This is a genomic window from Pirellulales bacterium (assembly GCA_019694435.1).
Classification (GTDB): domain Bacteria; phylum Planctomycetota; class Planctomycetia; order Pirellulales; family JAEUIK01; genus JAIBBZ01.
In genome coordinates, this window is sequence record JAIBBZ010000032.1 from 43,050 (window position 1) to 64,473 (window position 21,424).

Genomic DNA, 21,424 nt, shown 5'->3' on the forward strand with positions numbered 1-21,424 from the left:
AACGCGAGCGTGCTTAGGCCCCGTACTTGCCCAGCCGGCCCGCGTTGGCCATGGCCAGCGACATCAGGTACCGGGCCTCGAACTGGCCGAGCCCGCCACGCAGGGCGTCGCGCTCGCCAAACTTCTGCAGGCCGTCGGGCCGGCAACATTTCGAGTGCAAGAGCGTCGGCACCGGGTGCCAACTGTGGGTCTTCAGATAGCTCGGCGTGCTGTGATCGCCGGTAACCACCAGGACCGCCGGATCGAGTGCCAACACGCGGGGGATCTGCGCGTCGAACTCTTCGATCCGCTGCACCTTGGCGGCAAAGTTGCCGTCCTCGCCGGTGCTGTCGGTGTACTTGAAGTGAATGAAGAAGAAATCGTAGTTCGCCCACTCGGCCTCGAGCACGTCGATCTGTTCGGCCAAGGTCTTGGCCTGACCGACGATGTTCATGCCGACCAGCCGGGCAAGGCCCTTGTACATCGGGTACACCGCAATCGCCGCGGCGCGCAGGCCATAGACCGTCTCGTAGCTCGGCAACTGCGGCCGCGCCGAGAACCCGCGCAGCGTCAAGCCGTTCGCCTTGGCCTCGCCTGCCAGGATTTGCCGCGCCTGGGTAATGAACTCGTTGGAGACGTCGGCCGTGCGGCGGCTGGCCTCGTCGGCCGCCACGGCCGTGAGCGGCGGAACGCCCGTCTTTTGCGGGTCGGTATCGTGCACGTGGCCCGCCAGGCCTGCGCCGCGAAACACCACCACAAAGCGGTGCTCTTGCACGGGCTCGACGAAGACCTGCACGCCGTCGATCTTCACCTGGTTCAACGCACGGGCCAAGGGCGCGCTATCGGCGGTGGCGATGCGCCCCGCGCGACGATCGGTGATGTTACCGGCCGGATCGAGCGTGCAGAAATTGCCACGCGCGGCGACGTCGCCCGATTCCAGCTCGAAACCGATGCCCGTCGCTTCGAGCGCGCCGCGCCCGATCAAGTACTGAAGCGGATCATAGCCGAACAGCCCCAGGTGACCTGGCCCGCTGCCGGGGGTGATGCCGGGCCGCACCGGGATGCTCGACCCTTGGACCGATCGTGCGGCCAGGGCATCGAGCTGCGGGGTTTGGGCCGTTTCGAGCTCGGTCTTGCCGCTGGGTTCCATCGGCAGGCCGCCCAGCCCGTCGGCCACCAGCAGCACAATTTTCGCGTCGTTCTTGACGTGCAATTCCCGCATCAGGTCGAGCATATCCATGCGTCGCAGCTCCGCAGCGTGGGCCAGGTTTGCCCCCCTTTCCTAACACAATCGCGGTTGAAGACAAGCCATGCCGCGCCAGGGGGATGACGCCCCCTGCCCGGCCCGGTATCTTTTGCGTCCGGGAGAGGATAGGCCGATTGAATGGAGCACCGATGTCGATCCCCGAGGCAATCGTCTACGATCCGCGCGGAACCTTCTTTTCCCAAACGGGCCTCGAGCCCAATCAACTGACGGCTCTGGCGCCGCGGCTGCTGGCAGCCCGCGACGAAGTCTTGGCAGATGCCGAGCTGTGGCAGTCGGGCGCAGCCGTACCGGCGGCGAAACAGCCGCTCGATGCCGGCTTCACGTATCTGCCCGAGCGCTTGCTGGCCGAATATGCCCGCGACAAGTCGGGCAGCGAATTGGGCCGCATCCTGGCGACGGCCAAGCGGCTGTCAGGAGCGGTCGATCGCATCGTGCTCCTCGGCATTGGCGGCTCGTACATGGGAGCCCGCGCTTTGTTCGACGGGTGCTGCCACCCCTATCACAACGAATTGAGCCGCGCCGAGCGCGGCGGCTGCCCCCGGCTGAGCTTCGAGGGAAACAACGTCGACAACGACGCATCGCAAGGGCTCCTCGACCTGCTGGGCCACGGACGCGCGGCGTCGAGCGTCGAAGAGAGCTGGGGCATCGTGGTCTGCAGCAAGAGCGGCGGCACGCTCGAAACGGCCGTGGCCTTGCGGCAGTTCCTCGCGGCGCTGCGCAACAGTTGCAGCAACGACGCGCAACGGCTCGCCGCGCGGCTGGTGCCTGTCACCGGACCGTCGGGCCGGTTGTTCGATCTGGCCGCGGCGCTCGGATGCCCCGAGGTGTTTTCGATTCCCGACGGTGTCGGCGGGCGGTTTTCGATTTTCACGGCGGTGGGCCTGTTACCGGCCGCACTGGTAGGGCTCGACATCATCAAGCTGCTGGAAGGCGCCGCCGCGATGAACGAGCGCTTTCGCACGGCGCCGCCGGGCGAAAACCCCGTGCTCGACTACGTGGGCGTTTCGCACCTGCTGGAGACCGAGCGCGGCGCCGATATCCGCGTGCTGGCAACCTGGGGCAAGTCGCTCGAGGCGGCCGGCCTGTGGTACGACCAACTGCTGGCCGAAAGTCTCGGCAAGGACGGCCAAGGCACCACGCCCCTGACCGTGGTCAACACGCGCGATCTGCATTCGCGCGGGCAGCAGCATCAGGAAGGTGCCCGCGACAAGCTGATTACGAACTTGATCGTCGATGCGCCACGGCGCGATCGGTTGGCCGTGGGCCGCTCGGAATTCGACCAGGACCAGCTCAACTCGCTGGCAGACAAGACGCTGGCCGACGTGATGGCCGCTGCCATTGCCGGCACCAACCAGGCCTACCGGGAAGACGGCCGCCCGACGGCCGACCTTCACCTGCCGCGATTGCACGTCTCGACGCTTGGCCAATTCTTCCAGATGATGATGCTGGCGACCGTCGTCGAAGGCCGGCTGATCGGGATCAACCCCTACGGTCAACCCGGCGTCGAGGCCTACAAGAAACACATGAACGCCTTCTTGCGGCAAACGCGTTGAGCCGCCGCATCGCTAGCGCGGCGCGCCGACATCCGGGAGCTGGCGTGCCCGAGGAGCTTGTTGAAACATGGCAGTCGAATTGACCTGGCTCGGCCACGGCACGTGGTTGATCCAATCGGGCTCGCACCGTCTGATCCTCGATCCGTTCCTGAACGAATCGCCGACGGCCCCTTGCCGCGCCGAGTCGATCGACGTCGATTTCGTCCTCGTCTCGCACGGTCACTTCGACCACGTGGCCGACGCGGCGGCCATCGCCAAGCGCTGCGGCGCCACGCTGGTGTCGAACTGGGAAATCTGCCAGTGGTTCGGCCAGCAGGGCGTCGAAAACACGCATCCGATGAATACCGGCGGCACAGCGAAGCTTGCTTTCGGCACCGTGCAATCGACGATTGCCTTTCACAGCTCGACCCTGCCCGACGGCGCCAGCGGCGGCAACCCGGGCGGCTTTGTGCTGCAGCTCGACGGCCGCCGGATCTACTTCGCTTGCGACACGTCGGTCTTTTCCGATATGCAGCGGATCGGTCGCGGCGGTCTCGATCTGGCGGTGCTGCCCATCGGCGACACGTTCACGATGGGACCGAGCGATAGCATCGAGGCGATCGAACTGCTCGCCCCGCGGCGCGTCGCCCCGGCGCACTACAACACCTGGCCGCCGATCGCGCAAGACGCCGCGGCCTGGGCCGCGCAGGTGCGCTCGCGGACGCAGGCCGAGCCGGTCGTGCTCGACCCGGGCGGCAAGCTCAACCTGTAACCACCGGCAGGCGCGGCCGGCCCGTGTCCACCAACGAAAAACGCCGCCCGAAGGCGGCGTGGAACACGTGGTTCAGCTGAATCGTGCGGAGGGTCAGGCGGCTTCGTCGAGCAGGTCGTCGTCTTCGGCTTCGAACACAACCTCGACCGAGTCATCCTCGGCTTCGAGCTCTTGCAGCATCTGGACCGCGAGGTACGCGTTCTCAATGCCGCCGATGCGATCGACGAACTGCTGTACCGCCACCAGCATCTCAAACGACACTGGGCCCTGGGCCGCACGCAGCGCTTCTTCGATCATCTCGATCGGAAGATTCTCTAATCGAAGGGCGATGCGATTGGTCATGTTCGGCCGTCGGGTTAAGTGGATGATGATGGAATCGTCAGGGGGCGAGGCCCCTACGATCAATCGGAAACTGCGTGGTGCGGATTGAACGATTCGCCACGCTGCCACGAACTTGCGTCATAAATTCGCCCTGCAGGCAGGCACATCGTGACGACCAGCCAACGCGGTACGGTTGTGAGGATTGCGCACCTGCGCGCTGACTGCATGCCGCGACGCAGGCAGCTATACTGGCCCTGCCCGCGAAATCCCCGCCTCGATTGCTGCCATGCTGTCGCCCCCTGCCGCTAGCTGCCAGACTGTCGCTCGGAACGCCGCGCCGCGGGCCTGCGGCCGGTGCCTGCCGATGCTTGCCGCGACGGGGCGAGTCTGCCGATCGGGCCTCTCCTCTCTGCCAATAGCGTCACCACTCTGAACGGGTGCGAAGGATGAACGAATTGCTGCGATGCGTGCTTCGGTGGTCGATTGGGCCGAACAACCCCGCGGTGGCCGCCGCGTGCCTACTGGCGCTGGTGATCGGACCCACTGCACGCGCCAGCGAAGAGTGGCCGCAGTTTCGCGGTCCCGGCGGCCAGGGCCACGCCGAGGCGCACGACCTGCCGGTCCACTGGACCGACAACGAAAACGTCACCTGGAAGACCTTGTTGGTGAGCCTCGGCTGGTCTTCGCCCGTCATCAGCGGAGACCAGATCTGGCTGAGCGCGTCGGCCGAGCAAGGCCACCTGCTCGAAGCCATCTGCATCGCACGAAGTTCCGGCAAGATTCTCCGCCGCGTCGAACTGTTCCGCCCGGCCGAGCTGCCGCCGATCAATGCCAAGAACAGCTATGCCTCGCCCACGCCGGTCCTCGCGGACGATCGGCTCTATGTGCACTTCGGCACGCTCGGCACGGCCTGCGTCGACACGACCACAGGCAACGTGTTGTGGCGCAACGAAGAGCTCAAGCTCGATCACAAGGAAGGGCCCGGCAGCTCGCCAATCGTCTGGCACGACCTACTCATCATCCCTTGCGACGGGATCGACGTGCAGTTCATCGTGGCGCTCGACAAGCACACCGGGCGGATCGCGTGGAAGCTCGATCGGCCGGGCCCCTTCGACGAAAATCCCGATCTCCGCAAGGCCTATTGCACGCCGCTGATCATCGAATCGGCCGGGCGCACGCAGCTTTTGACCCCCGGCGCGGATCACTTGCTGTCGCTCGATCCGGCCACGGGCAAGATTCTCTGGCAGGTCGGCTACAAGGGGTTTTCCAACGTGCCGCGGCCGTTGTATGGCCTGGACCTGGTGTTCTTCTGCACCGGGTACATGAAGCCCGAACTGTGGGCCGTGCGGCCCGACGGCGCCGGCGACGTGACCGAAACCCACGTGGCCTGGAAGACGACCAGGCAGGTGCCGGCGAATCCTTCGCCGGTGCTGGTCGGCGAGCGCATTTACATGGTGAGCGATCAGGGGGTCGCGACCTGCCTCGACGCTCGGAGCGGCACCGAGGTCTGGAAACACCGCCTCGGCGGCAACTTCAGTGCCTCGCCCGTCTATGCCGACGGCAAGCTCTTTTTCTGCAGCGAGGAGGGCGAAACGCACGTGCTCGCCCCGGGCGATCGCTTCGAGCTGCTGGGCAAGAACCAGCTTCAAGGCAAGCTGCTGGCGTCGCCGGCAATCGTCGGCCGCGAGATTTACCTGCGGACCGATCAGCGGCTCTACCGCATCGAGGCAGCCAACAAACCGGCCGCAGTTTCCGCGGCCGAATAGAGCCGCCAAGAGCTGCTCGTCAGCACCGGGTGTGACTGAGCGCAGCCACCTCGAGGGCCATCGCGCGCCCTGCCCGGGCCTGGCGCGGGCGGTGCTTCTGCAGGCCGTTCACTGCCGCGGCAGCGAACAAGACGCGGGCCTAGTGGTCGCGCTGATACCCGTCTTTGACGAGGATATCACTGCACAAGGCCAACACCGTGAGCACAGCCAGGCTCAACACGAGGTGGATCAGATGAACCGGCATGGCAGCGTTTCCTTACGTGGCGCCGGTATCGAGGGCCGAAGCAAGCGTCCGGCCACATACTCCAGCATTGAAGGCAATCGGCGCGCGCAGCGAGCGAACTGACGTTCGTTTTGCCTGCTGCACTTGAGAGATTCATTCGCGCCATAGCCCCTAGTCGCTCAACTCAACCGTCGGTGGCGAGGTGCGCGCCGCCACCGACGTTGCGCGCAACAAAAGTGCGTATATGGCTTGAAAACACGACAAAAACACTGGTCTTTATCGGCTTCAAAAACAAATTCGGGGCAAACAAATGATTGACATATGTACACTATTTCGATATCCTCGCCGCCCGTGGCTGATTTCACGACTTGGATGAGCGTTTGACTTCCGTTATTGCCCTTTCTTGTGGCTCGCGTCGCGACTTCGGGCAGATCGCGCGCGTTCATCTCCGTGGGCGACGGAGTTGGGGCCACAAGGGGCCGCTTGGCCGGTCGATGGCTCAAGTTTGAGGTGTTGAGGGAGTACCGTCTTATGTTGTCGCCCGAATTGGTATTAGAAATCCGGCGCCTGCTTGCCGAGGGCCGGTTGTCGCAACGAAAAATCGCGAAGCAACTTGGTGTCAGCAGGGCCACGGTCGGGGCGATCGCCAGTGGCAAACGCCCCGATTATGCCCCCAGATTGCCGCGCGAGGACGAACCCTTGCGCCCGACAGGCCCCCCGCGCCGCTGCCCGCGCTGCGGGGGTATGGTGTACTTGCCCTGCCGCCTGTGCCAGGTGCGCGACATCAAGCAACGCGACCGCGATCGCAGCCGCGTGCGAAGAATGATCGCGGCCGGCGATTTCCCTCCGCGCTGCCACCCGGGAAAGTAGACCAGCGTGGCGGTCGCAAGCAGCACCTCAGCGCTGTGGCGCCTTCAACGAGCCCAACGCGTCCAGTGCTCGTCCTCGGGCCACCGCATGATCCACCAGCGGCCGCGGATAATCGCGCCCCAACTCGATGCCGGCGGACTGTAACACCTCGTCCGGAGCCTCGTGGGGACGGTGAATCCACTCGGCCGGAAGCCGCGCAAGCTCGGGCACCCAGCGGCGCACGTAGCCACCCTGTGGATCGAATTTTTCACCTTGTGCGGTCGGGTTGAAGATCCGGAAGTAGGGCGCGGCATCGGCCCCACAACCGGCCGTCCATTGCCAGCCGAGCGTGTTGTTCGCCAGGTCGGCGTCGACGAGCGTGTCCCAGAACCAGCGTGCACCTTGTCGCCAGGTAATCAGCAGGTGCTTGACCAGGAACGAGGCGACGACCATCCGGACCCGATTGTGCATCCAACCGGTGTGCCAAAGCTGCCGCATCCCCGCGTCGACCAGGGGGTAACCCGTGCGGCCGCGCTGCCAGGCCCGCAGCTCGGGGGCATCGGCCAACCAGGGAAATTCGGCAAACTCCAGGCGCAGCGGCTCTTCGGCGGTTTGGGGAAAGTAATACAGGAGATGGTGGGCGAAATCGCGCCAGACGAGTTGGCGCAAATAGCCCTCGACCACCGCGTCGCGCGCGCCCGGCTTGTTGCCGGCGACCGCCTCGACGCGATGCCAAATCTGCCTTGGACCAATCTCGCCAAAGTGCAGATGCGGCGAAAGCTGCGATACGCCGTCACGATCCGGTCGGTCGCGCATGTCCGCATACTGGGTCGCTTGCGAGAGAAAGTCCTCAAGCCTGCGTTGCGCGCCGGCCTCGCCCGGCGACCAGGTACTTCGCATGCCGGCGGCCCAGTCGATGCGCGGCTCCAACTGCAGGTCTTCGAGAGCGATGCTCGCCAGTGCCCGATCGACGCTGGGCAGCCTGGTGGGCGCTGGCTCCGGCTCGCCAAACTCGCCCCGCTTCAAGAGCGCCCGCCAAAACGGCGTGAACACTCGGTACGGTTCGCCGGACGCCTTCGTGTTTTCCCAAGGCTCGCGGAGAAGTGAGGCATTGAAGCTGGAGACCGCGATCCCAGCGCCGCTGAGCGACGCCTTGATCGAAGCATCACGCGCCACGACAGCCGGCTCGTAGCGCCGGTTCCAAAACACATGTTTGGCGCCCGTCTCGCGTAACAGGCGCTCGAGAGCGTCGCCGCTCGGACCGCGGCGAATGATCAACCGGGAACCGCGCGCGCGGAGCTCGCGATCGAGCGCCGCGAGCGACTGATGCAGCCACCACCGACTCGCCGCGCCCGGTGGCCAGGCGCCTTCTTCCTCGGGCTGCCAGATGAACACCGGCACCAGACCCCTGCCTCGAGCCAGCGCCGCGTTCAGCGCCGGGTTATCGGCGAGCCGCAGGTCGTGACGAAACCAGAGCAGGCTCGCCGCGGTCACCATGATTCACTCCGCGAATTGGGCCAATCGCCCTTCTGCGGCGTACGCGCGCAGCTTGTTGAGGGCCCGCATCTCCAGTTGCCGCACCCGTTCCTTGCAGACGCCCAGCCGGCGGGCGATCTCCTGCAAGGTGTTCGGCCCCTCGGTCGGATGCATGCCGAATCGGGCCGCGAGAATCTCGCGTTCGCGCGGATCGAGCCGTTCGAGCAATCCCCCCATGACGGCTTCCAGCCGGGACTGGCGTTCGAGCGCTACCCGCGCATCCGTGCGAGAATCCTCAGCCTGTTCGAGCACGCCTTCCTCGGCCAAGAGTTGCTTGCTGCGCCGGCGCCGGCGAACCGCGACCCCGCGGGCAAAGTTGTAGCGGATAGCCCACGTCGCGTACGTGCTGAAGCGATACCCCCGGGCATAGTCGAATTTCTCGATCGCCATAATCAGCGACAGGTTCCCGTCGCTCACCAGGTCGGGCAGCACGTTGTCGAGGTCGACGAACCGCTTGGCAATCGAAACCACCAGGCGCAGATTCGATCGCACCAGGTGATTGCGCACCGTGGTGGCCGCAGCCAGCAAGCGCTCGACGCGCGCCAACAGCCCTTCGTCGGCCTGTTCCGGATCGAGGCGCCCACGGAGCTGCGCCGCGAGGTACTTCCAGAAGTTCAACCGGCGGAACAGCTCGCGCTCCTCGGCCGGCGCGAGCAACTTCGAGCCGTAGAGCGGAACCAAGTAGGCGGGAACACCTGCCGGCGACACTTCCGTGTCGGCGACCTCGTCTGCGGCGCAGACTGGCTCGTCTCGGTCAGGCGTGAGATCGCCGCACGGATTCGCGAGCTGTCGATCGCTGGCCAGTGGATCATGGACGAGCCGTTCGAACTCGGAGTTCGCGATGTAGTCGATCGGCAGGGCCAGCACGCGGCGCAGCCGCAGGCGGATTTGCGATTCTTGTTCGAGCGACACGGCCAGCGGCGCCGTTTGGACCGGAGCCTTGGGCCGCCTGGTTCGCCGCGGATTGCGTACGGACGGGGCGGGATTCTCGACCGGCCGCCTGCGTGGAGTTGCGTGGTTCGTCCCCGATTTGCCGAGAACTGCGACGGCCATATTTCACCTCGCTCGACACAAAAATTCGTTCAAATCGTTCAGACCCGATTGTTGCGTCCCGCTCGGGCCGCGTCAACCGGATTCGTTCAAAACATTCGCATGAAAGTCGCGGGTGGTTGCAGAATCTGACAATAATTCTCCGGAATACCAAAACTTCCGGCCCGATTGGACGTTTGCCGTCCGCGACCTAAAATCAATCAAAACGTTCACCTGCCGGCACTTTCGACATGAAATCTCTGCTCACTCCCAAACAGGTTGCCCAGGCGATCGGTGTCAGCGAGTCTTCGCTCAAACGCTGGTGCGACAAGGGGTTGCTGCCGACCACTCGCACCGCGGGGGGCCATCGCCGCATCCCGATGGCCGATGTCGTGCAGTTCCTGCGCACGGCGAAGGAGCCGCTCGTGCGACCCGAGCTGCTCGGCCTCCCCTCGCAGACCGGGCAGGGGAAGCTCGTCATTTCACGAGCCGTCGAGCAATTTCAGGCGGCCCTGCTCGCCGGAGACGAAGACCAGGCCCGACGGATCGTCTTCGACCTTTACCTGGGCGAGAGCCTGGCCTACGAGATTTGCGACTCGGTCATTGCCCCGGCTTTTCGAGCCATCGGCGACGGCTGGGAACACGGACAGCTGCACGTCTACGAAGAGCGGCGCGCGTGCGAAATCTGCCAGCGGGTGTTGTACGAACTGCGCGGGATGCTGCCGCGCGTGGCCGAGGACGCGCCGCGCGCGATCGGCGGAACGCTCGAGGGCGATACTTATCGGCTGCCGACAGCCGTCGTCGAGATCGCGCTGCGCGAAGCCGGCTGGCAGGCGGAATCGTACGGCGTCGAGTTGCCGCTGGAGACGATCGCCGCGGCCATCGAAAAAGTCCGTCCAAAACTGGTCTGGATCAGCGTTTCCGGCGTGGTCTCCGATCAAGACTTTGTGGCCCGGTACCGGCGCCTCTTTCAATGCGCGCGCCTGCACGGCGCGGCCGTCGTTATCGGGGGACGCGAACTCACGCCGCAGTTACGCAACCAGATCGAGTATGCCGCTTATTGCGACAACCTGCGTCACCTCGTGGCCTTTGTCGAAGCTCTGCGCAAGAACTGATCGACTGCCAATGGGCGACTAATCTCAGCCGGCTACACTCCCGCCGGGCAAACAAATGTTTGCGCTACGTGTGGCCCGGGCCGTGCCTAACGGCGCGGCACCAGCGGAGACTCAACCATCGTAGATGGTTCGACCGCGAACTCGGAATGCCGCTAGCAGCCGGACGGCCGCACAAAAAACGCGGAGCCGCAACTAACTTGATGGACGCACCTTGCGCCCGCGTGGGAGATTTGCCCGCGACAACGGTGCTTCGGCTGGCGCGACATTTGCGAAGGTGAGTGCCGGCGCGCCGCAGGACGCACGCGCGTCGGGGCTGGTTGATGCCAACGTTTTTCGCAGAGCAGAAAGAGATCATGAATCACGGCTTTTTGATTGACATGGATGGCGTAGTCTACCGGGGTAATCAGATCATCCCCGGCGCCGATCGCTTCGTCGCCAAGCTCCTCGAGCTCGATATCCCCTTTACGTTTCTGACGAACAACAGCCAGCGCACTCGGCGCGATGTGGTGATCAAGCTGGGCCGCATGGGAATCCACGTGGCCGAGCAGCACATCTTCACCTGCGCCATGGCGACTGCCCGATTCCTGGCCCAGCAGAAGCCCGGCGGCACGGCCTTCGTCATCGGTGAAGGCGGCCTGCTGAACGCGCTGCACAGCAACGGCTACGCCATCGTCGACCACGATCCCGACTACGTCGTCGTGGGCGAAGGGCGCACGTTCAATTTCGAGATGGTCGAGGCCGCGGTGCGGATGATCCAAGACGGCGCCAAGCTGATCGCCACGAACCTCGATCCGAATTGCCCCACGCAACACGGGCTGCGCCCCGGCTGTGGTGCCATCGTCGCGATGCTCGAAACGGCCACGGGCCTGAAGGCGTTTGGCGTGGGCAAGCCCAACCCGGTGATGATGCGCGCCGCGCGCAAGGAGCTGGGGCTCGCCACCGCCGAAACGACCATCGTCGGCGACACGATGGAAACCGACATCCTGGGCGGCGTGCAGATGGGCTATCGCACAGTGCTCGTGCTCTCGGGCGGCACCCGACTCGAGGACCTGGCTCGCTTCGCCTATCGCCCCGATATCGTCGTCGACTCGCTGCTCGACCTTTGCGACTCGGATTTTTTGCTCGAATCGTGCGGGGTCCGGGCCTGAACCGCACGTAGCTGTCCAAGTTCGTCCACGACGCCGCTGGCCTTGGGCAGCCGGCTGTTCCGAACCCACCCCGGAGCGGCCGGCTGCCCTGTTTCTTTCCCAAGGTACCGGCCTTTTGCCCGGAAAAACGCGCATTCCGCATTGCCGGCTGGTACAACGTAACCTTAGGCATGGCAAGCTGAACAAGGTGAAGCGGTTATGCCAAGTTGAGTGGCCGCCGGCGCGGAACCCGGTGGGCTCTCGTCACTCCGTTTTCTCGAGGGAGCAGTTTATGCGCATCCGACCGCACTCATGGCACGCGCTCGCCTGGCTCGTTGTGGCGACGGTTCTGCTCGGAGGGCCAGTCGCCGCGACCCGGGCCGACGAAGAAGCCAAGAAGACCGAGGAGAAAGACAAGCCGGCCGAAGAGGCCAAGCCGGCAGAGACCCCCGACAAGTTCCCCAAGTGGGACACCGTCACCAAGGATCATAAGAAGCTCGAAGGCCTGTTCACGCTGTATTACAACGCCGACGAGCAGTCGCTGCTGCTCGAGTTGCGGCCCGACCAGCTCGACAAGGACATCCTGTTCCCGATTTCAGTGGCCCGCGGTGCCGGATCGCTGGTGCTCGGCGGCGATACGCTCAATTTCGGCAACCAGTGGGTGCTGGCGTTCCGCCGTGCCGCCGAGCGGATTCTCGTCGTACGGCGCAACGTGCAATACCGCGCCGCCGGCGGCAGCCCGCAGGCCGACGCCGTCAAGGTGAGCTACAACGACAGCGTCATCTCGGCATTGCCGATCAAGTCGCAGCGTTCGCCCGGCGGTCCCGTCCTCATCGACCTGGCCGACTTGTTGATGACCGACCTGGCCGATATGGGCTTTCAACCGGACCGTTCGCGGAGCACCTGGTACAACGTCAAGGTGTTTCCGGACAACGTCGAGATCGAAGTCAGCTCGGTGTTCAGCCTGGGCTTTTTTGGCTTCTTCGGCTTTTTCTTCGGCTTCGACGACGTGCCTGATGCGCGCGGCGTGCAGGTCGTGATGCACTACGGCATGTCGATGGTGCCGGAAGACAAGGGCTACCAGCCGCGCGTCGCCGACGATCGGGTGGGCCACTTCCTGAGCGTGATCAAGGACTTCTCGAAGGACGTCAATGACACGCCCTTTGTGCGGTACGTCACGCGCTGGCAGCTCGAAAAGAGCGATCCCAGCGCCGACAAGTCGCCGCCCAAGACGCCAATCATCTTCTGGATCGAGCGGACGGTGCCGCGCGAGTATCGCCCCTACGTCCAGTCGGGCATCCTCGAGTGGAACAAGGCCTTCGAGAAGATCGGCTTTGTCGACGCCATCCAGGTCCGCGATCAGCAGTCGAACGACGATTTCCAGCCTGAAGACATTCGCTACAACGCCTTCCGCTGGATCGCCACCGGCGCCGGGTTCGCCATGGGGCCGTCGCGGACCAATCCCCACACCGGGCAGATTCTCGATGCCGACATCATCTTCGACGAATCGATGGTGCGCTACTGGCGCAGCGAATACCTGACCACCGTCGGGCTGCCGGCGGGCCTGGCGGCCCTGCGCGGCGCGAACCCGCGGGCCTGGTACCGGCAACACGCGGGCGATCTGCCGTGGGTCATCCTCGCCGAACCCCAATTGGCCAAGTTGGCCCAGGACAAGTCGGCGATGGACGCGCTGCTGGCCCGCAATCAGCTCGGGCTGCCGGCGCCGCGTAGCGTGGCGGGCTGCTGCAGCGCCGACGAGCGCTGCCGGCTGGGCCAGGGCATGCACCGCCAGTTGAGCCTGTTGGCCGCCGTGTTGATGGCCGAAGGCCAGATCGAGCCGGGCGGCAAAGTACCGCTGGAATATATCGGCCAGGCGATCAAGGAAGTGACCATGCACGAGGTCGGGCACACGCTCGGCTTGCGCCACAACTTCAAGGCCAGCTCGATCGTCAAGCTGGCCGACGCCCACAACACCGAGCTCACTTCGGCCAAGGGCCTGGGCGGTTCGGTGATGGACTATCTACCGGCCAATTTCGCCGTTGGCGGCCAGAAGCAAGGCCATTACTTCTCGCCGACGATCGGTCCGTACGACTACTGGGCGATCGAGTACGCCTACAAGCCGATCAGCGGCGACGAAGCGGCCGAGCTGAAGAAGATCGCCTCGCGGGTGGCCGAGGAAGACCTGACCTTTGCCACCGACGACGATTTCGCCAGCCCCGATCCGCGGATCAACCTGTTCGACCTGGGCGATCCGCTCGACTATGCCCAGCAGCGCGTGCAGTTGGTCGAAGAGCGGCTCAAGGGATTGGCCGAGCGCGTCGTGGCCGAGGGCGAAGGTTGGCAACGCGCCCGCCAGGCGGTGTACATGCTGCTGAGCGAGCTCTCCAGCGCCGGCTATCTTGCGTCGTCCTACATCGGTGGCGAATACACCAACCGCGACCATCGGGGCGATCCGAACGGCCGCACGCCGTTCGAGCCGATTCCCGTGGCGAAACAACGCGAGGCGATCAAGTTTCTGCAGGAGCACGTGCTGAACGTCGATGCCAAGGCGTTCTCGCCCGACTTGCTACGCCGTCTGGCTCCAGAGTTCTGGTCGCATTGGGGCGAATACGGCGGCGCCGAGCCGAGCGTCGAGCTGCGCTATGTGCTGTCCAGAATCCAGAGCCGCATCGTCACCCGGATGCTCGACGGTTACGTGCTGACGACGGTACAGGAAGTCGAAAATCACGCGGCACCCGACCAGGAAATCCTGCGCTTGCCCGAGGTATTCGACGCCATCGATCAGGCCGTGTGGAGCGATTTGCCTGCCGAAGCTCCCGCTGCCGAGCAGGCCGTCAACATCGCGGCCTTGCGTCGCGACTTGCAACGCGCCCACATTCGCAAGCTGGGGACGATGGTCCTGGGGCCCAAGAGCTCGTTCGGCGACTTCTACGGCGGAATGCTCTACTACTTTGAATCGCCGGCGCCACCCGATGCGCGCAGCCTGGCCCGCCTGCATCTCAAGCGGCTTGGCGAACGGATCAAGAATACCGTCGGTAGCCCAGCCAAGCTCGACGACCTGACGCGTGCGCACCTGGAAGAGATCGACGAGCAGATCACGCAGGTGCTCGCCGCATCGCTCGAAGTGAACGAACTGTAAGACGCGCAGCCAGACCGATGGAATCCAGCTACTGGGGTCGCGAAGCGGCGTGCGGTTCGTACGCCGCTTCGACGACCTCGGCCTGTCCGTCGCCGAGCTTGTCACGCTCCGGCCTGCGGCCGGTCACATGTCCGACGACCGCGCCGGCGATCGTCGCCGCGCCCTGCGCCGGCGCGAACAGCGCGCCGACCTCGCCGCCGACCTCGGTGCCCAACTGCGGGTCCAAGATGCACCGCGCCTCGGCCAACTCGGCCTTGCGCCCCTGCGAGCGCAGATAGGAGTAGACGTCCTGCTTGTTGCGCGTCTCGTGCCACAGCCCCGCGATCGGGAGCGATTGCACGGTGGCATAGCCGCCGGGGCGCTGGTGACCGTGCACGTCGTGAGCATAAGCGGCCTGTTCGAGTGCCAGCGCCGGCACGTCGGAATAGATGCTGACCGTGTCAGTATATGGATTGTACGCGTCCCGGCCGAAGATCCGGCCGGGCAGGATCGTGTAGCCCAACGTGTAGACTGCGCCCACCGTATAGCGCCAGCCCGCGCCGACGCGGGTATTGTGATGCAGGCGGCGCCATTCACCGAACGGATCGTATTGATTGACCCTGACCAGCACACCGTCGACGTGGTGCTCGCCCAGGTACTCGACCGCGGCGTTGGTCGTCTCGGGCGAGACGTCGTGATTGCTGACGCGCCGATCCCAGAGCAGGAGTTTTCCGGGAATGCCCACGACCCAGCCGGCGGCATCGACAACCGGTCGTTGCTGACCTTCCTCGACGCCGACCGCCGAGACACCCGGAGTGATTTCGCCCGCGCGGATCGCGGCGTGATGACCGGCGGCCAGGACGACGGCCGTCAAGAGGCAGATCGCTTTGACCAGTTGACGACGAACCGAAGAACGGCCGACGTTCACGACAGAGCCTCCTTGCTGGCTGCAAGCATTTCGCGTGGCGCACTGCCCCACGTCGACGCGCAGCACCTGTTTCGGCAATCGCTTACCTCAAGCTATAAGGTATTCGCACGCGAGTTCGCGGCGCCGGCGGTCGCAGGCCTTCACACCGCTTCGACCCTTGGGCAATCGGGGGCTTTGGACTAAGTTCTAAACGCATCAACGGTCCAGGGTTTTCGCAATGACGCTTGTCGACATCGAGCGCCTGAACGCCGCCCAGGCGGACGATCTGTGGAACCTTTATCAGCAAGTCTGGTGGACGCGCGAACGCACCCCCCAGCAGATCCAGGCGATGCTGGCGCGCAACGAATTGGTGTTCGGCGTTGCCGAGGCCGACACCGGTCGTCTCGTCGCGTTTGCCCGCGCGATCAGCGACTACGTCTTCAAGGCCTTGGTGCTCGACGTGATCGTCGACGAGCCCTTGCGCACCCAGGGACTCGGCCGGCGGATCATCGATCGCATCGTGCACGATCCGCGTTTGGCGCAGGTCGTGCACATCGAGTTGTACTGCCGGCCCGACCTGGTGCCGTTCTATGCCCAGTGGGGTTTTACGGACGATCTGGGCGGGCTGGTGCTCTTGCGTCGCCGCCGGCCTCTTTGATGCCGTCGCTGCCGATCACCAGCCGTGCCAGCCAGGATCGCGGCAGATCGCCCACCAGCACGCGCTGCGGCGCGCCACGCTCGGCCAGGACCGCCTCGGCGGCGAGATAGCCGCTGCGCACCGCGCCCTCCATCGTCGCGGGCCAGCCGGTCGCGGTCCAATCACCCGCCAGGAACAATCCGGGCACGCCGGTCGCCTGCGCCGGACGCCAGGCGTCGGTTCCCGGGAGCACGCTAAACACCGCGTGTTGCTCGGTGACCATGCGCCAGCGAAGCAACCGCGCCAAGCGGGCCGCGGGAAACACGGCTTCCAGATCGGCGCGGACCTCTGCAATTACTACTTCGCGCGGCCTGCCGGCCAGCTCGCGCGAAGCACTGATCACAACCTGGTAATAGTGCTCATCGGGGCCCGCGGATTCGGCCGGACGCGTCGTACCGCGGGCAAACATCCACTGGCTCAGCCGGCCCACGAGCACCGCGTGAGGCAGCTCGCTGATCGGCCGGTCAAACCACAAGTGCACGCCCGTGATCGGCGCCGACTCGATGCGGTCGAGCGCTTGCAGCGCTGGCAAGGCCGCCAGCGTTTCCGCGTTCAGCAGCTCGCGGCAGCGCCGCCAGGACACGGCGCAAATCACGCCTGCGGCGTCGAGCTTTCGACCGCCGTCGAGCAGCACACCGGTGGCCCGGCCGGACTCGACAACCAGGCTTTCGACCGGCGCTGCCGTGCAAATCTCGACGCCCAATTCGCGAAGCCTGGCTTCGAGGCGCGATCCATAGAGTTCGCCCAATGGCACGCGCGGCACGGTCAGCTCGTAGGCCTCGCGCGCCGCGAAGAAGCCGTCGACAAACACCTTGCGTGCGTGCGCCAGCGCCACGCGGTCGAGCGATTCGCTGAGCGCACTGACGATCACCGGGGTCCAGAAACGATCGATCGACCGCGCAGTCTGCCCGTGTTCGAGCAGCCACTGTGCCAACGTCGGCGCGGCCGGGTCGTTCGCACTCGAGCGACTCCGTGCGAGCTGCAGTAACGCACGAACCACGCCCAACCGCTCGCGGACCGACAGGTAGCCGAGCCCCAGCAACGAGCCGGCCAGATGCAGCGGCGCCGGCAACCACGGGCTTGCACCGAGGTCGTAGCGATGGCCATCCGGACCGAGAAAATGCAGCACGCGCTCGCGGCGCAGTAAATCGTCCAGATTTGCCCGGCGGCAGAAATCGGCCCAGTTCGTGCAGCAGCCCAGGCTGACGTGCTGGCAATGGTCGATCAACTCGCTGGTCGTCGGATCGAGGAAGCTGGTCGCGCGGCCGCCCAAACGGCGCCGAGCCTCGACGAGCGTTACGGCCGCGCCGCGCTCGGCCAGCGCGAGGGCCGCGGCCAGGCCCGCCAATCCTCCCCCGACGACGGCCACGCGCCACGGCCGACCGTCGGCCGACTTCATACGGAGCCCCTTGCGACCGAAGCAACCGGGCGCGGCCGGCGCCCAAACCGCAGCGGCAGCGCCGAGACCATCAGCCACGCCTTGCGCCACGCCGGCAACGATAGCCGCCGCACAAGTACCGTCTCGGGCCGGCGCCGCACTTCGCTCAGAATCGCGTGGTAGATGTTGTACATCGCGACAAACGCCGCACGACCTTCGGGTTCGAGCCAGGCCGCCAGTGGTGCCGCATCGGCATAGAGCTGCTCGGCGCGGGCCGCTTCGAACTCGATCAGCCGGCGAAACCGCTCATCAGCCACTCCGGCGATCAGGTCCTCGCGCGTGTAGCCAAATTGCTGCATGTCTTCGACCGGCAGGTACACGCGACCGGCCCGAGCATCCTCGCCCAGATCGCGCAGGATGTTGGTCAATTGAAACGCCAGCCCGCACCGCCGCGCCGGTTCGAGAGCGGCCCGGCTCGAGAAACCCCAGACATGAATGCACGACAGGCCCACGACCGAGGCGACGTGATGACAATACACGGCCAACTCGTCGTACGTTGCGTACCCGACGGGGCGCAAGTCCATCTCGACACCGGTGATCGCCGCGGTGAGATAATCGACGGGAATCGAGAACTGCTCGACCGTATCGGCAACAGCCGGCAAGATCGGGTGCTGGCTGCGGCCGGCCAGGGCCTCATCGAACGCGGCACGCCACGCTTGCAGCGCCGCTGCGCGCTCGGCCACGGGCGCGTCACTGTCGGCCAGATCGTCGGTGTGCCGCAGGAAGGCATACAGGGCGTACATCGCCCGCCGTTTGGGACCGGGCAGCAACAGGAACGAGTAGAAGAAATTCTTTGCCGCGCGCCGCGCGATCACGCGGCATGCGGCGTAGCTCCGATCGAGGGAGGAGCTCATCCGGGCACCTCCAAGCGGCACGGCGGGCTCGCCTCGACGCGCTCGCGCGATGCGCCAGGCCCCCACGTGTAGCGGCACCATTGGCGAGCGAAGATGGCCAGTTTCGCTGCCTTCCCCAAGGCAGGGCGCCGCTGCCAGACGTCGTAATCGGCGCGCTCAATCCGCTCGAGCACGGCCAGGCCGCCGTGTGCGAACAGCGCGACCTGCACGCGAAACTGCCGCGGCATGCGCTCGACGAGACCCAAGCCGGCAACCAGCAAGCCACGAGCCCGGGCAACTTCGTCGGCCAGCGCGGCCCGCAGTGCAGGAACCGGCGGCGCGGCTTGTTCGCAGCAACGGGCGACGTCGCGCTCGCTGCTGCCGTGACGGGCGAGCGTCTCCTCGGGCAGATAGAGCCGCCCGCGGTACCAATCCTCGGCCACGTCCTGGCAAAAGTTCGTCAACTGTAATCCCATGCAGACGCAATCGGCCAGCGCGGCCCGTTCCCGGTCGAAGGCTCGGGCCAGATAGAGCACCAGGTGTCCCACGGGATTGGCCGAACGGCGGCAATAGTCGTCCAGATCGGCGCGCGTCGCGTAGCGACAGCGGCTCTGATCCTGGCGAAACGCCGACAGCAGATCGCGAAAGGGCTGCGGTGGAATCGAGAATTCGCGGATCGTCGGCTGCAGCGCTACGAACACCGGGTGAACCGCGCGACCTTCGTAGCACGTCTCCAATTGCGCTTCCCACCAGTCGAGCAAGCCGGCAGCGCGGGCCCGATCGTCCACCTCGTCGGCCAGGTCGTCGGCCCAGCGGCAATAGGCGTAGAGGTGCGCAAAATGCCGTCGCAACGCGCGCGGCAGCAACCAGCTGGCAACCGTGAAGTTTTCGTAGTGGGTGGCCGCGAGCCGGCGGCAATAAGCGCTGGCCTCGTCCAACGACGGTGCCGTGCCGGCTGGCTGCCCGGCGGCACCACCGGTCTGTGGCCCATAGCGAGCCAGATCGGCGGCAAAACTCGGGCTCGGCATCGGTGGCATTCCTGGCTACGGCGGCGCTGCATAGACCGTTGCAGCGATTGACTTGATGGAACTGGACTTCGCAGCGGCCAGCTACCCGGGCGGCGGCGGCTGTATTATGATGCCTCGGCTAGAAGGAACCAACCCATGCGGATCTTGCTCGCCAGCCCGCGCGGCTTCTGCGCCGGCGTGAACATGGCGATCGACAGCCTCGATCACGCTGTGCGGCTGTACGGCACGCCGCTCTACGTCTATCACGAGATCGTCCACAACCAGTACGTCGTCGAGCGGTTTCGCGACCAAGGTGTGGTGTTCGTCGATTCGCTCGACGAGGTGCCCTACGGCGCGCGGCTGATGTTTTCGGCCCACGGCGTTTCCCCCGAGATTCGGCGGGTTGCCAGCGAGCGCAACTTGTCGACGATCGATGCCACGTGCCCGCTCGTCACCAAAGTCCACAACGAGGCCATTCGTTTTGCCCGCGACGGCTACACGATCGTCCTGATCGGCCACGAGGGGCACGACGAAGTGATCGGGACCATGGGCGAGGCGCCGCAAGCGATCTTGCTCGTCGAGACCGAGCAGGATGTCGACCGTCTCGAGGTGGCCGACGACGCGAAATTGGCGTATCTCACGCAGACCACCTTGTCGGTCGACGACGCCAACCGGATCATCGCCCGGTTGCGCCAGCGTTTCCCGCACATTGCCAACCCGCCCAAAGAAGACATCTGCTATGCCACGCAGAATCGCCAGGAGGCGGTGCGGCTGCTGGCCACCGAGGCCCAACTGGCCCTGGTGATCGGCAGCCAGAACAGTTCGAACAGCCAGCGGCTGGCCGAAATCGGTCGTCTCTGCGGCATTCCCGCCTACCTCATCGATCGGGCCCACCAGATCGATCCCGGGTGGTTCGAGGGGATCGAATCGGTGCTCGTCACCGCGGGCGCGAGCGCCCCGGAGGTCGTCGTCGAAGACGTCGTGGCGTTTTTGCAGCGGCGTTTCGGGGCCTCGGTCGAGCCGCGCGTCGTCCGCGAAGAGGACGTCCATTTTGCCTTGCCGCGCGAGCTGCGAGGATTGGTCGCCGCCGACGCCCGTACCCGCTCATGAGGATCAGCGATCTCGAACTGCTGTTGGTCGAAGTGCCCTGCATGGCGCCTTCGCCGCCGATGCGGTCGCTCGTCGTGCGGCTGGCCACCGACGCGGGCATCGAAGGCTGGGGCGAAGGTCAGGTCGCGTGGCGGCCTGCCGAATTGTTCGCCCGGCGCGGCGCGTTGTTGCCCATTCTCAGCGGTCGCAGCGTGTTTCAGCTCGAAGAGTTGTCTGCGCACGAAGCGCTCGCTCCCGGCGGCTTGCGCAGCGCGATTGAAATTGCCGCGGCCGATGCCTTGGGCAAGATCTGCCGTCAGCCGCTGTGTCATCTTTGGGGGGGCCAGTATCGACCGCGAATCCCGTTGGCGGCGCGGCTGCGGGCCGAGCCTGCCGAACGCGTGCCGCATCGCGCGCGCGAACTCGCCGAGCAAGGGTTCCACACCCAAATCCTCGCGGCCACGGGCAGCGTGGCCGACGACCTGGCCGCCGTGGCCGCGCTGCGCGACGCCGGCGGCGAGCGACTCGAATTGCGCCTGGACCTTGCCGGGCAGTTCGATTTTGACCAGGCGCGCCACCTGGCCTTGTCGCTGCCTCGCGGCGCGCTGCAATATCTGCTCGACCCGTTGGCCGAATCTTCGCCCGAGGCCTTGGCGCGATTGCGTCATCAAACCAACGCGCCGCTGGCTGCCGCCCGCGCCATTACCGCGCCGCGCGACGTCTTCGATTTGGCGCGTGCCGCGGCCGTGGCCCATGTCGTGGTCGACCTCGACCAGGTGGGCGGGCCATCCGCCGCGCGCAAATGCGCGCATGTCGCCG

18 protein-coding genes are annotated in these 21,424 nt (G+C 65.6%); 10 read left to right on the plus strand and 8 right to left on the minus strand.

Annotated elements, in window-relative coordinates; genetic code table 11:
• Window positions 1-13: 13 nt before the first annotated feature.
• Window positions 14-1,219 (minus strand): 2,3-bisphosphoglycerate-independent phosphoglycerate mutase, encoded by a 1,206-nt coding sequence (locus K1X74_19060; GenBank protein ID MBX7168444.1) that lies wholly within the window; start codon window positions 1,217-1,219, stop codon window positions 14-16.
• A gap of 155 nt (window positions 1,220-1,374) precedes the next feature.
• Between K1X74_19060 and K1X74_19065 the strand changes: the two genes are divergently transcribed.
• Together K1X74_19065 and K1X74_19070 are read left to right on the plus strand one after the other, a co-directional pair.
• The gene (locus K1X74_19065; GenBank protein MBX7168445.1) at window positions 1,375-2,799 is read left to right on the plus strand and encodes a glucose-6-phosphate isomerase; all 1,425 of its coding nucleotides are present in this window, start codon (window positions 1,375-1,377) and stop codon (window positions 2,797-2,799) included.
• A gap of 67 nt (window positions 2,800-2,866) precedes the next feature.
• The gene (locus tag K1X74_19070) at window positions 2,867-3,550 is read left to right on the plus strand and encodes a metal-dependent hydrolase (protein ID MBX7168446.1); all 684 of its coding nucleotides are present in this window, start codon (window positions 2,867-2,869) and stop codon (window positions 3,548-3,550) included.
• A 93-nt stretch (window positions 3,551-3,643) separates the two neighbouring features.
• On the opposite strand, the gene K1X74_19075 is transcribed toward K1X74_19070, so the two are convergent.
• Window positions 3,644-3,892: a hypothetical protein gene (locus K1X74_19075; GenBank protein MBX7168447.1), complete on the minus strand. Its 249-nt coding sequence runs from the start codon at window positions 3,890-3,892 to the stop codon at window positions 3,644-3,646.
• Between the two features lie 446 nt (window positions 3,893-4,338).
• Between K1X74_19075 and K1X74_19080 the strand changes: the two genes are divergently transcribed.
• Window positions 4,339-5,637, plus strand: coding sequence for a PQQ-binding-like beta-propeller repeat protein (locus tag K1X74_19080; GenBank protein MBX7168448.1), 1,299 nt, complete (start codon window positions 4,339-4,341; stop codon window positions 5,635-5,637).
• A gap of 754 nt (window positions 5,638-6,391) precedes the next feature.
• The gene (locus K1X74_19085; GenBank protein MBX7168449.1) at window positions 6,392-6,730 is read left to right on the plus strand and encodes a helix-turn-helix domain-containing protein; all 339 of its coding nucleotides are present in this window, start codon (window positions 6,392-6,394) and stop codon (window positions 6,728-6,730) included.
• Between the two features lie 27 nt (window positions 6,731-6,757).
• Here the strand turns inward: K1X74_19085 and K1X74_19090 are convergent, their stop codons facing one another.
• Together K1X74_19090 and K1X74_19095 are read right to left on the minus strand one after the other, a co-directional pair.
• Complete coding sequence (locus K1X74_19090; GenBank protein MBX7168450.1) at window positions 6,758-8,206, minus strand: DNA photolyase family protein; 1,449 nt, start codon at window positions 8,204-8,206, stop codon at window positions 6,758-6,760.
• A 3-nt stretch (window positions 8,207-8,209) separates the two neighbouring features.
• Window positions 8,210-9,157: a sigma-70 family RNA polymerase sigma factor gene (locus tag K1X74_19095; protein ID MBX7168451.1), complete on the minus strand. Its 948-nt coding sequence runs from the start codon at window positions 9,155-9,157 to the stop codon at window positions 8,210-8,212.
• Window positions 9,158-9,525: 368 nt separating this feature from the next.
• On the opposite strand from K1X74_19095, the gene K1X74_19100 reads away from it, so the two are divergent.
• From K1X74_19100 to K1X74_19110, 3 genes are all read left to right on the plus strand, one after another.
• Complete coding sequence (locus K1X74_19100; GenBank protein ID MBX7168452.1) at window positions 9,526-10,389, plus strand: B12-binding domain-containing protein; 864 nt, start codon at window positions 9,526-9,528, stop codon at window positions 10,387-10,389.
• Between the two features lie 353 nt (window positions 10,390-10,742).
• A complete protein-coding gene (locus tag K1X74_19105) occupies window positions 10,743-11,537 on the plus strand; it encodes an HAD-IIA family hydrolase (GenBank protein ID MBX7168453.1) in 795 nt (264 codons plus the stop codon).
• Between the two features lie 271 nt (window positions 11,538-11,808).
• Window positions 11,809-14,655: a zinc-dependent metalloprotease gene (locus tag K1X74_19110; protein MBX7168454.1), complete on the plus strand. Its 2,847-nt coding sequence runs from the start codon at window positions 11,809-11,811 to the stop codon at window positions 14,653-14,655.
• A gap of 28 nt (window positions 14,656-14,683) precedes the next feature.
• Here K1X74_19110 and K1X74_19115 read toward each other — a convergent pair whose 3' ends face one another.
• Entirely contained in the window at window positions 14,684-15,562 is an 879-nt protein-coding gene (locus K1X74_19115) for a hypothetical protein (GenBank protein ID MBX7168455.1), read from the minus strand.
• A 217-nt stretch (window positions 15,563-15,779) separates the two neighbouring features.
• Between K1X74_19115 and K1X74_19120 the strand changes: the two genes are divergently transcribed.
• Entirely contained in the window at window positions 15,780-16,199 is a 420-nt protein-coding gene (locus K1X74_19120) for a GNAT family N-acetyltransferase (GenBank protein ID MBX7168456.1), read from the plus strand.
• Here the strand turns inward: K1X74_19120 and hpnE are convergent.
• The 3 genes from hpnE to hpnC are packed head-to-tail and all read right to left on the minus strand — an operon-like array spanning window position 16,147 to window position 19,537.
• Complete coding sequence (gene hpnE, locus K1X74_19125) at window positions 16,147-17,637, minus strand: hydroxysqualene dehydroxylase HpnE (protein ID MBX7168457.1); 1,491 nt, start codon at window positions 17,635-17,637, stop codon at window positions 16,147-16,149. The genes K1X74_19120 and hpnE overlap by 53 nt on opposite strands.
• On the minus strand, window positions 17,634-18,530 hold the full coding sequence (locus K1X74_19130; GenBank protein ID MBX7168458.1) for a phytoene/squalene synthase family protein: 897 nt from the start codon (window positions 18,528-18,530) through the stop codon (window positions 17,634-17,636). Before K1X74_19130 ends, hpnE begins: the two co-directional genes overlap by 4 nt.
• A complete protein-coding gene (gene hpnC / locus K1X74_19135) occupies window positions 18,527-19,537 on the minus strand; it encodes a squalene synthase HpnC (protein MBX7168459.1) in 1,011 nt (336 codons plus the stop codon). The genes K1X74_19130 and hpnC overlap by 4 nt, the downstream gene beginning before the upstream one ends.
• A 135-nt stretch (window positions 19,538-19,672) precedes the next feature.
• Between hpnC and ispH the strand changes: the two genes are divergently transcribed.
• Together ispH and K1X74_19145 are read left to right on the plus strand one after the other, a co-directional pair.
• A complete protein-coding gene (gene ispH, locus K1X74_19140) occupies window positions 19,673-20,626 on the plus strand; it encodes a 4-hydroxy-3-methylbut-2-enyl diphosphate reductase (protein ID MBX7168460.1) in 954 nt (317 codons plus the stop codon).
• Window positions 20,623-21,424: hypothetical protein (locus tag K1X74_19145; protein MBX7168461.1), on the plus strand; the 802-nt coding region annotated here is incomplete at its 3' end. The genes ispH and K1X74_19145, both read left to right, overlap by 4 nt.

Bases quoted from the DNA above. Each gene is read 5' to 3' on its own strand.
- K1X74_19090 (MBX7168450.1), bottom strand. From the start codon at position 8,206: ATGGTGACCGCGGCGAGCCTGCTCTGGTTTCGTCACGACCTGCGGCTC.
- hpnE (MBX7168457.1), bottom strand. From the start codon at position 17,637: ATGAAGTCGGCCGACGGTCGGCCGTGGCGCGTGGCCGTCGTCGGGGGA.
- K1X74_19120 (MBX7168456.1), top strand. From the start codon at position 15,780: ATGACGCTTGTCGACATCGAGCGCCTGAACGCCGCCCAGGCGGACGAT.
- K1X74_19100 (MBX7168452.1), top strand. From the start codon at position 9,526: ATGAAATCTCTGCTCACTCCCAAACAGGTTGCCCAGGCGATCGGTGTC.
- ispH (MBX7168460.1), top strand. From the start codon at position 19,673: ATGCGGATCTTGCTCGCCAGCCCGCGCGGCTTCTGCGCCGGCGTGAAC.
- K1X74_19070 (MBX7168446.1), top strand. From the start codon at position 2,867: ATGGCAGTCGAATTGACCTGGCTCGGCCACGGCACGTGGTTGATCCAA.
- K1X74_19110 (MBX7168454.1), top strand. From the start codon at position 11,809: ATGCGCATCCGACCGCACTCATGGCACGCGCTCGCCTGGCTCGTTGTG.
- K1X74_19105 (MBX7168453.1), top strand. From the start codon at position 10,743: ATGAATCACGGCTTTTTGATTGACATGGATGGCGTAGTCTACCGGGGT.
- hpnC (MBX7168459.1), bottom strand. From the start codon at position 19,537: ATGCCGAGCCCGAGTTTTGCCGCCGATCTGGCTCGCTATGGGCCACAG.
- K1X74_19085 (MBX7168449.1), top strand. From the start codon at position 6,392: ATGTTGTCGCCCGAATTGGTATTAGAAATCCGGCGCCTGCTTGCCGAG.
- K1X74_19065 (MBX7168445.1), top strand. From the start codon at position 1,375: ATGTCGATCCCCGAGGCAATCGTCTACGATCCGCGCGGAACCTTCTTT.
- K1X74_19130 (MBX7168458.1), bottom strand. From the start codon at position 18,530: ATGAGCTCCTCCCTCGATCGGAGCTACGCCGCATGCCGCGTGATCGCG.
- K1X74_19075 (MBX7168447.1), bottom strand. From the start codon at position 3,892: ATGACCAATCGCATCGCCCTTCGATTAGAGAATCTTCCGATCGAGATG.
- K1X74_19060 (MBX7168444.1), bottom strand. From the start codon at position 1,219: ATGGATATGCTCGACCTGATGCGGGAATTGCACGTCAAGAACGACGCG.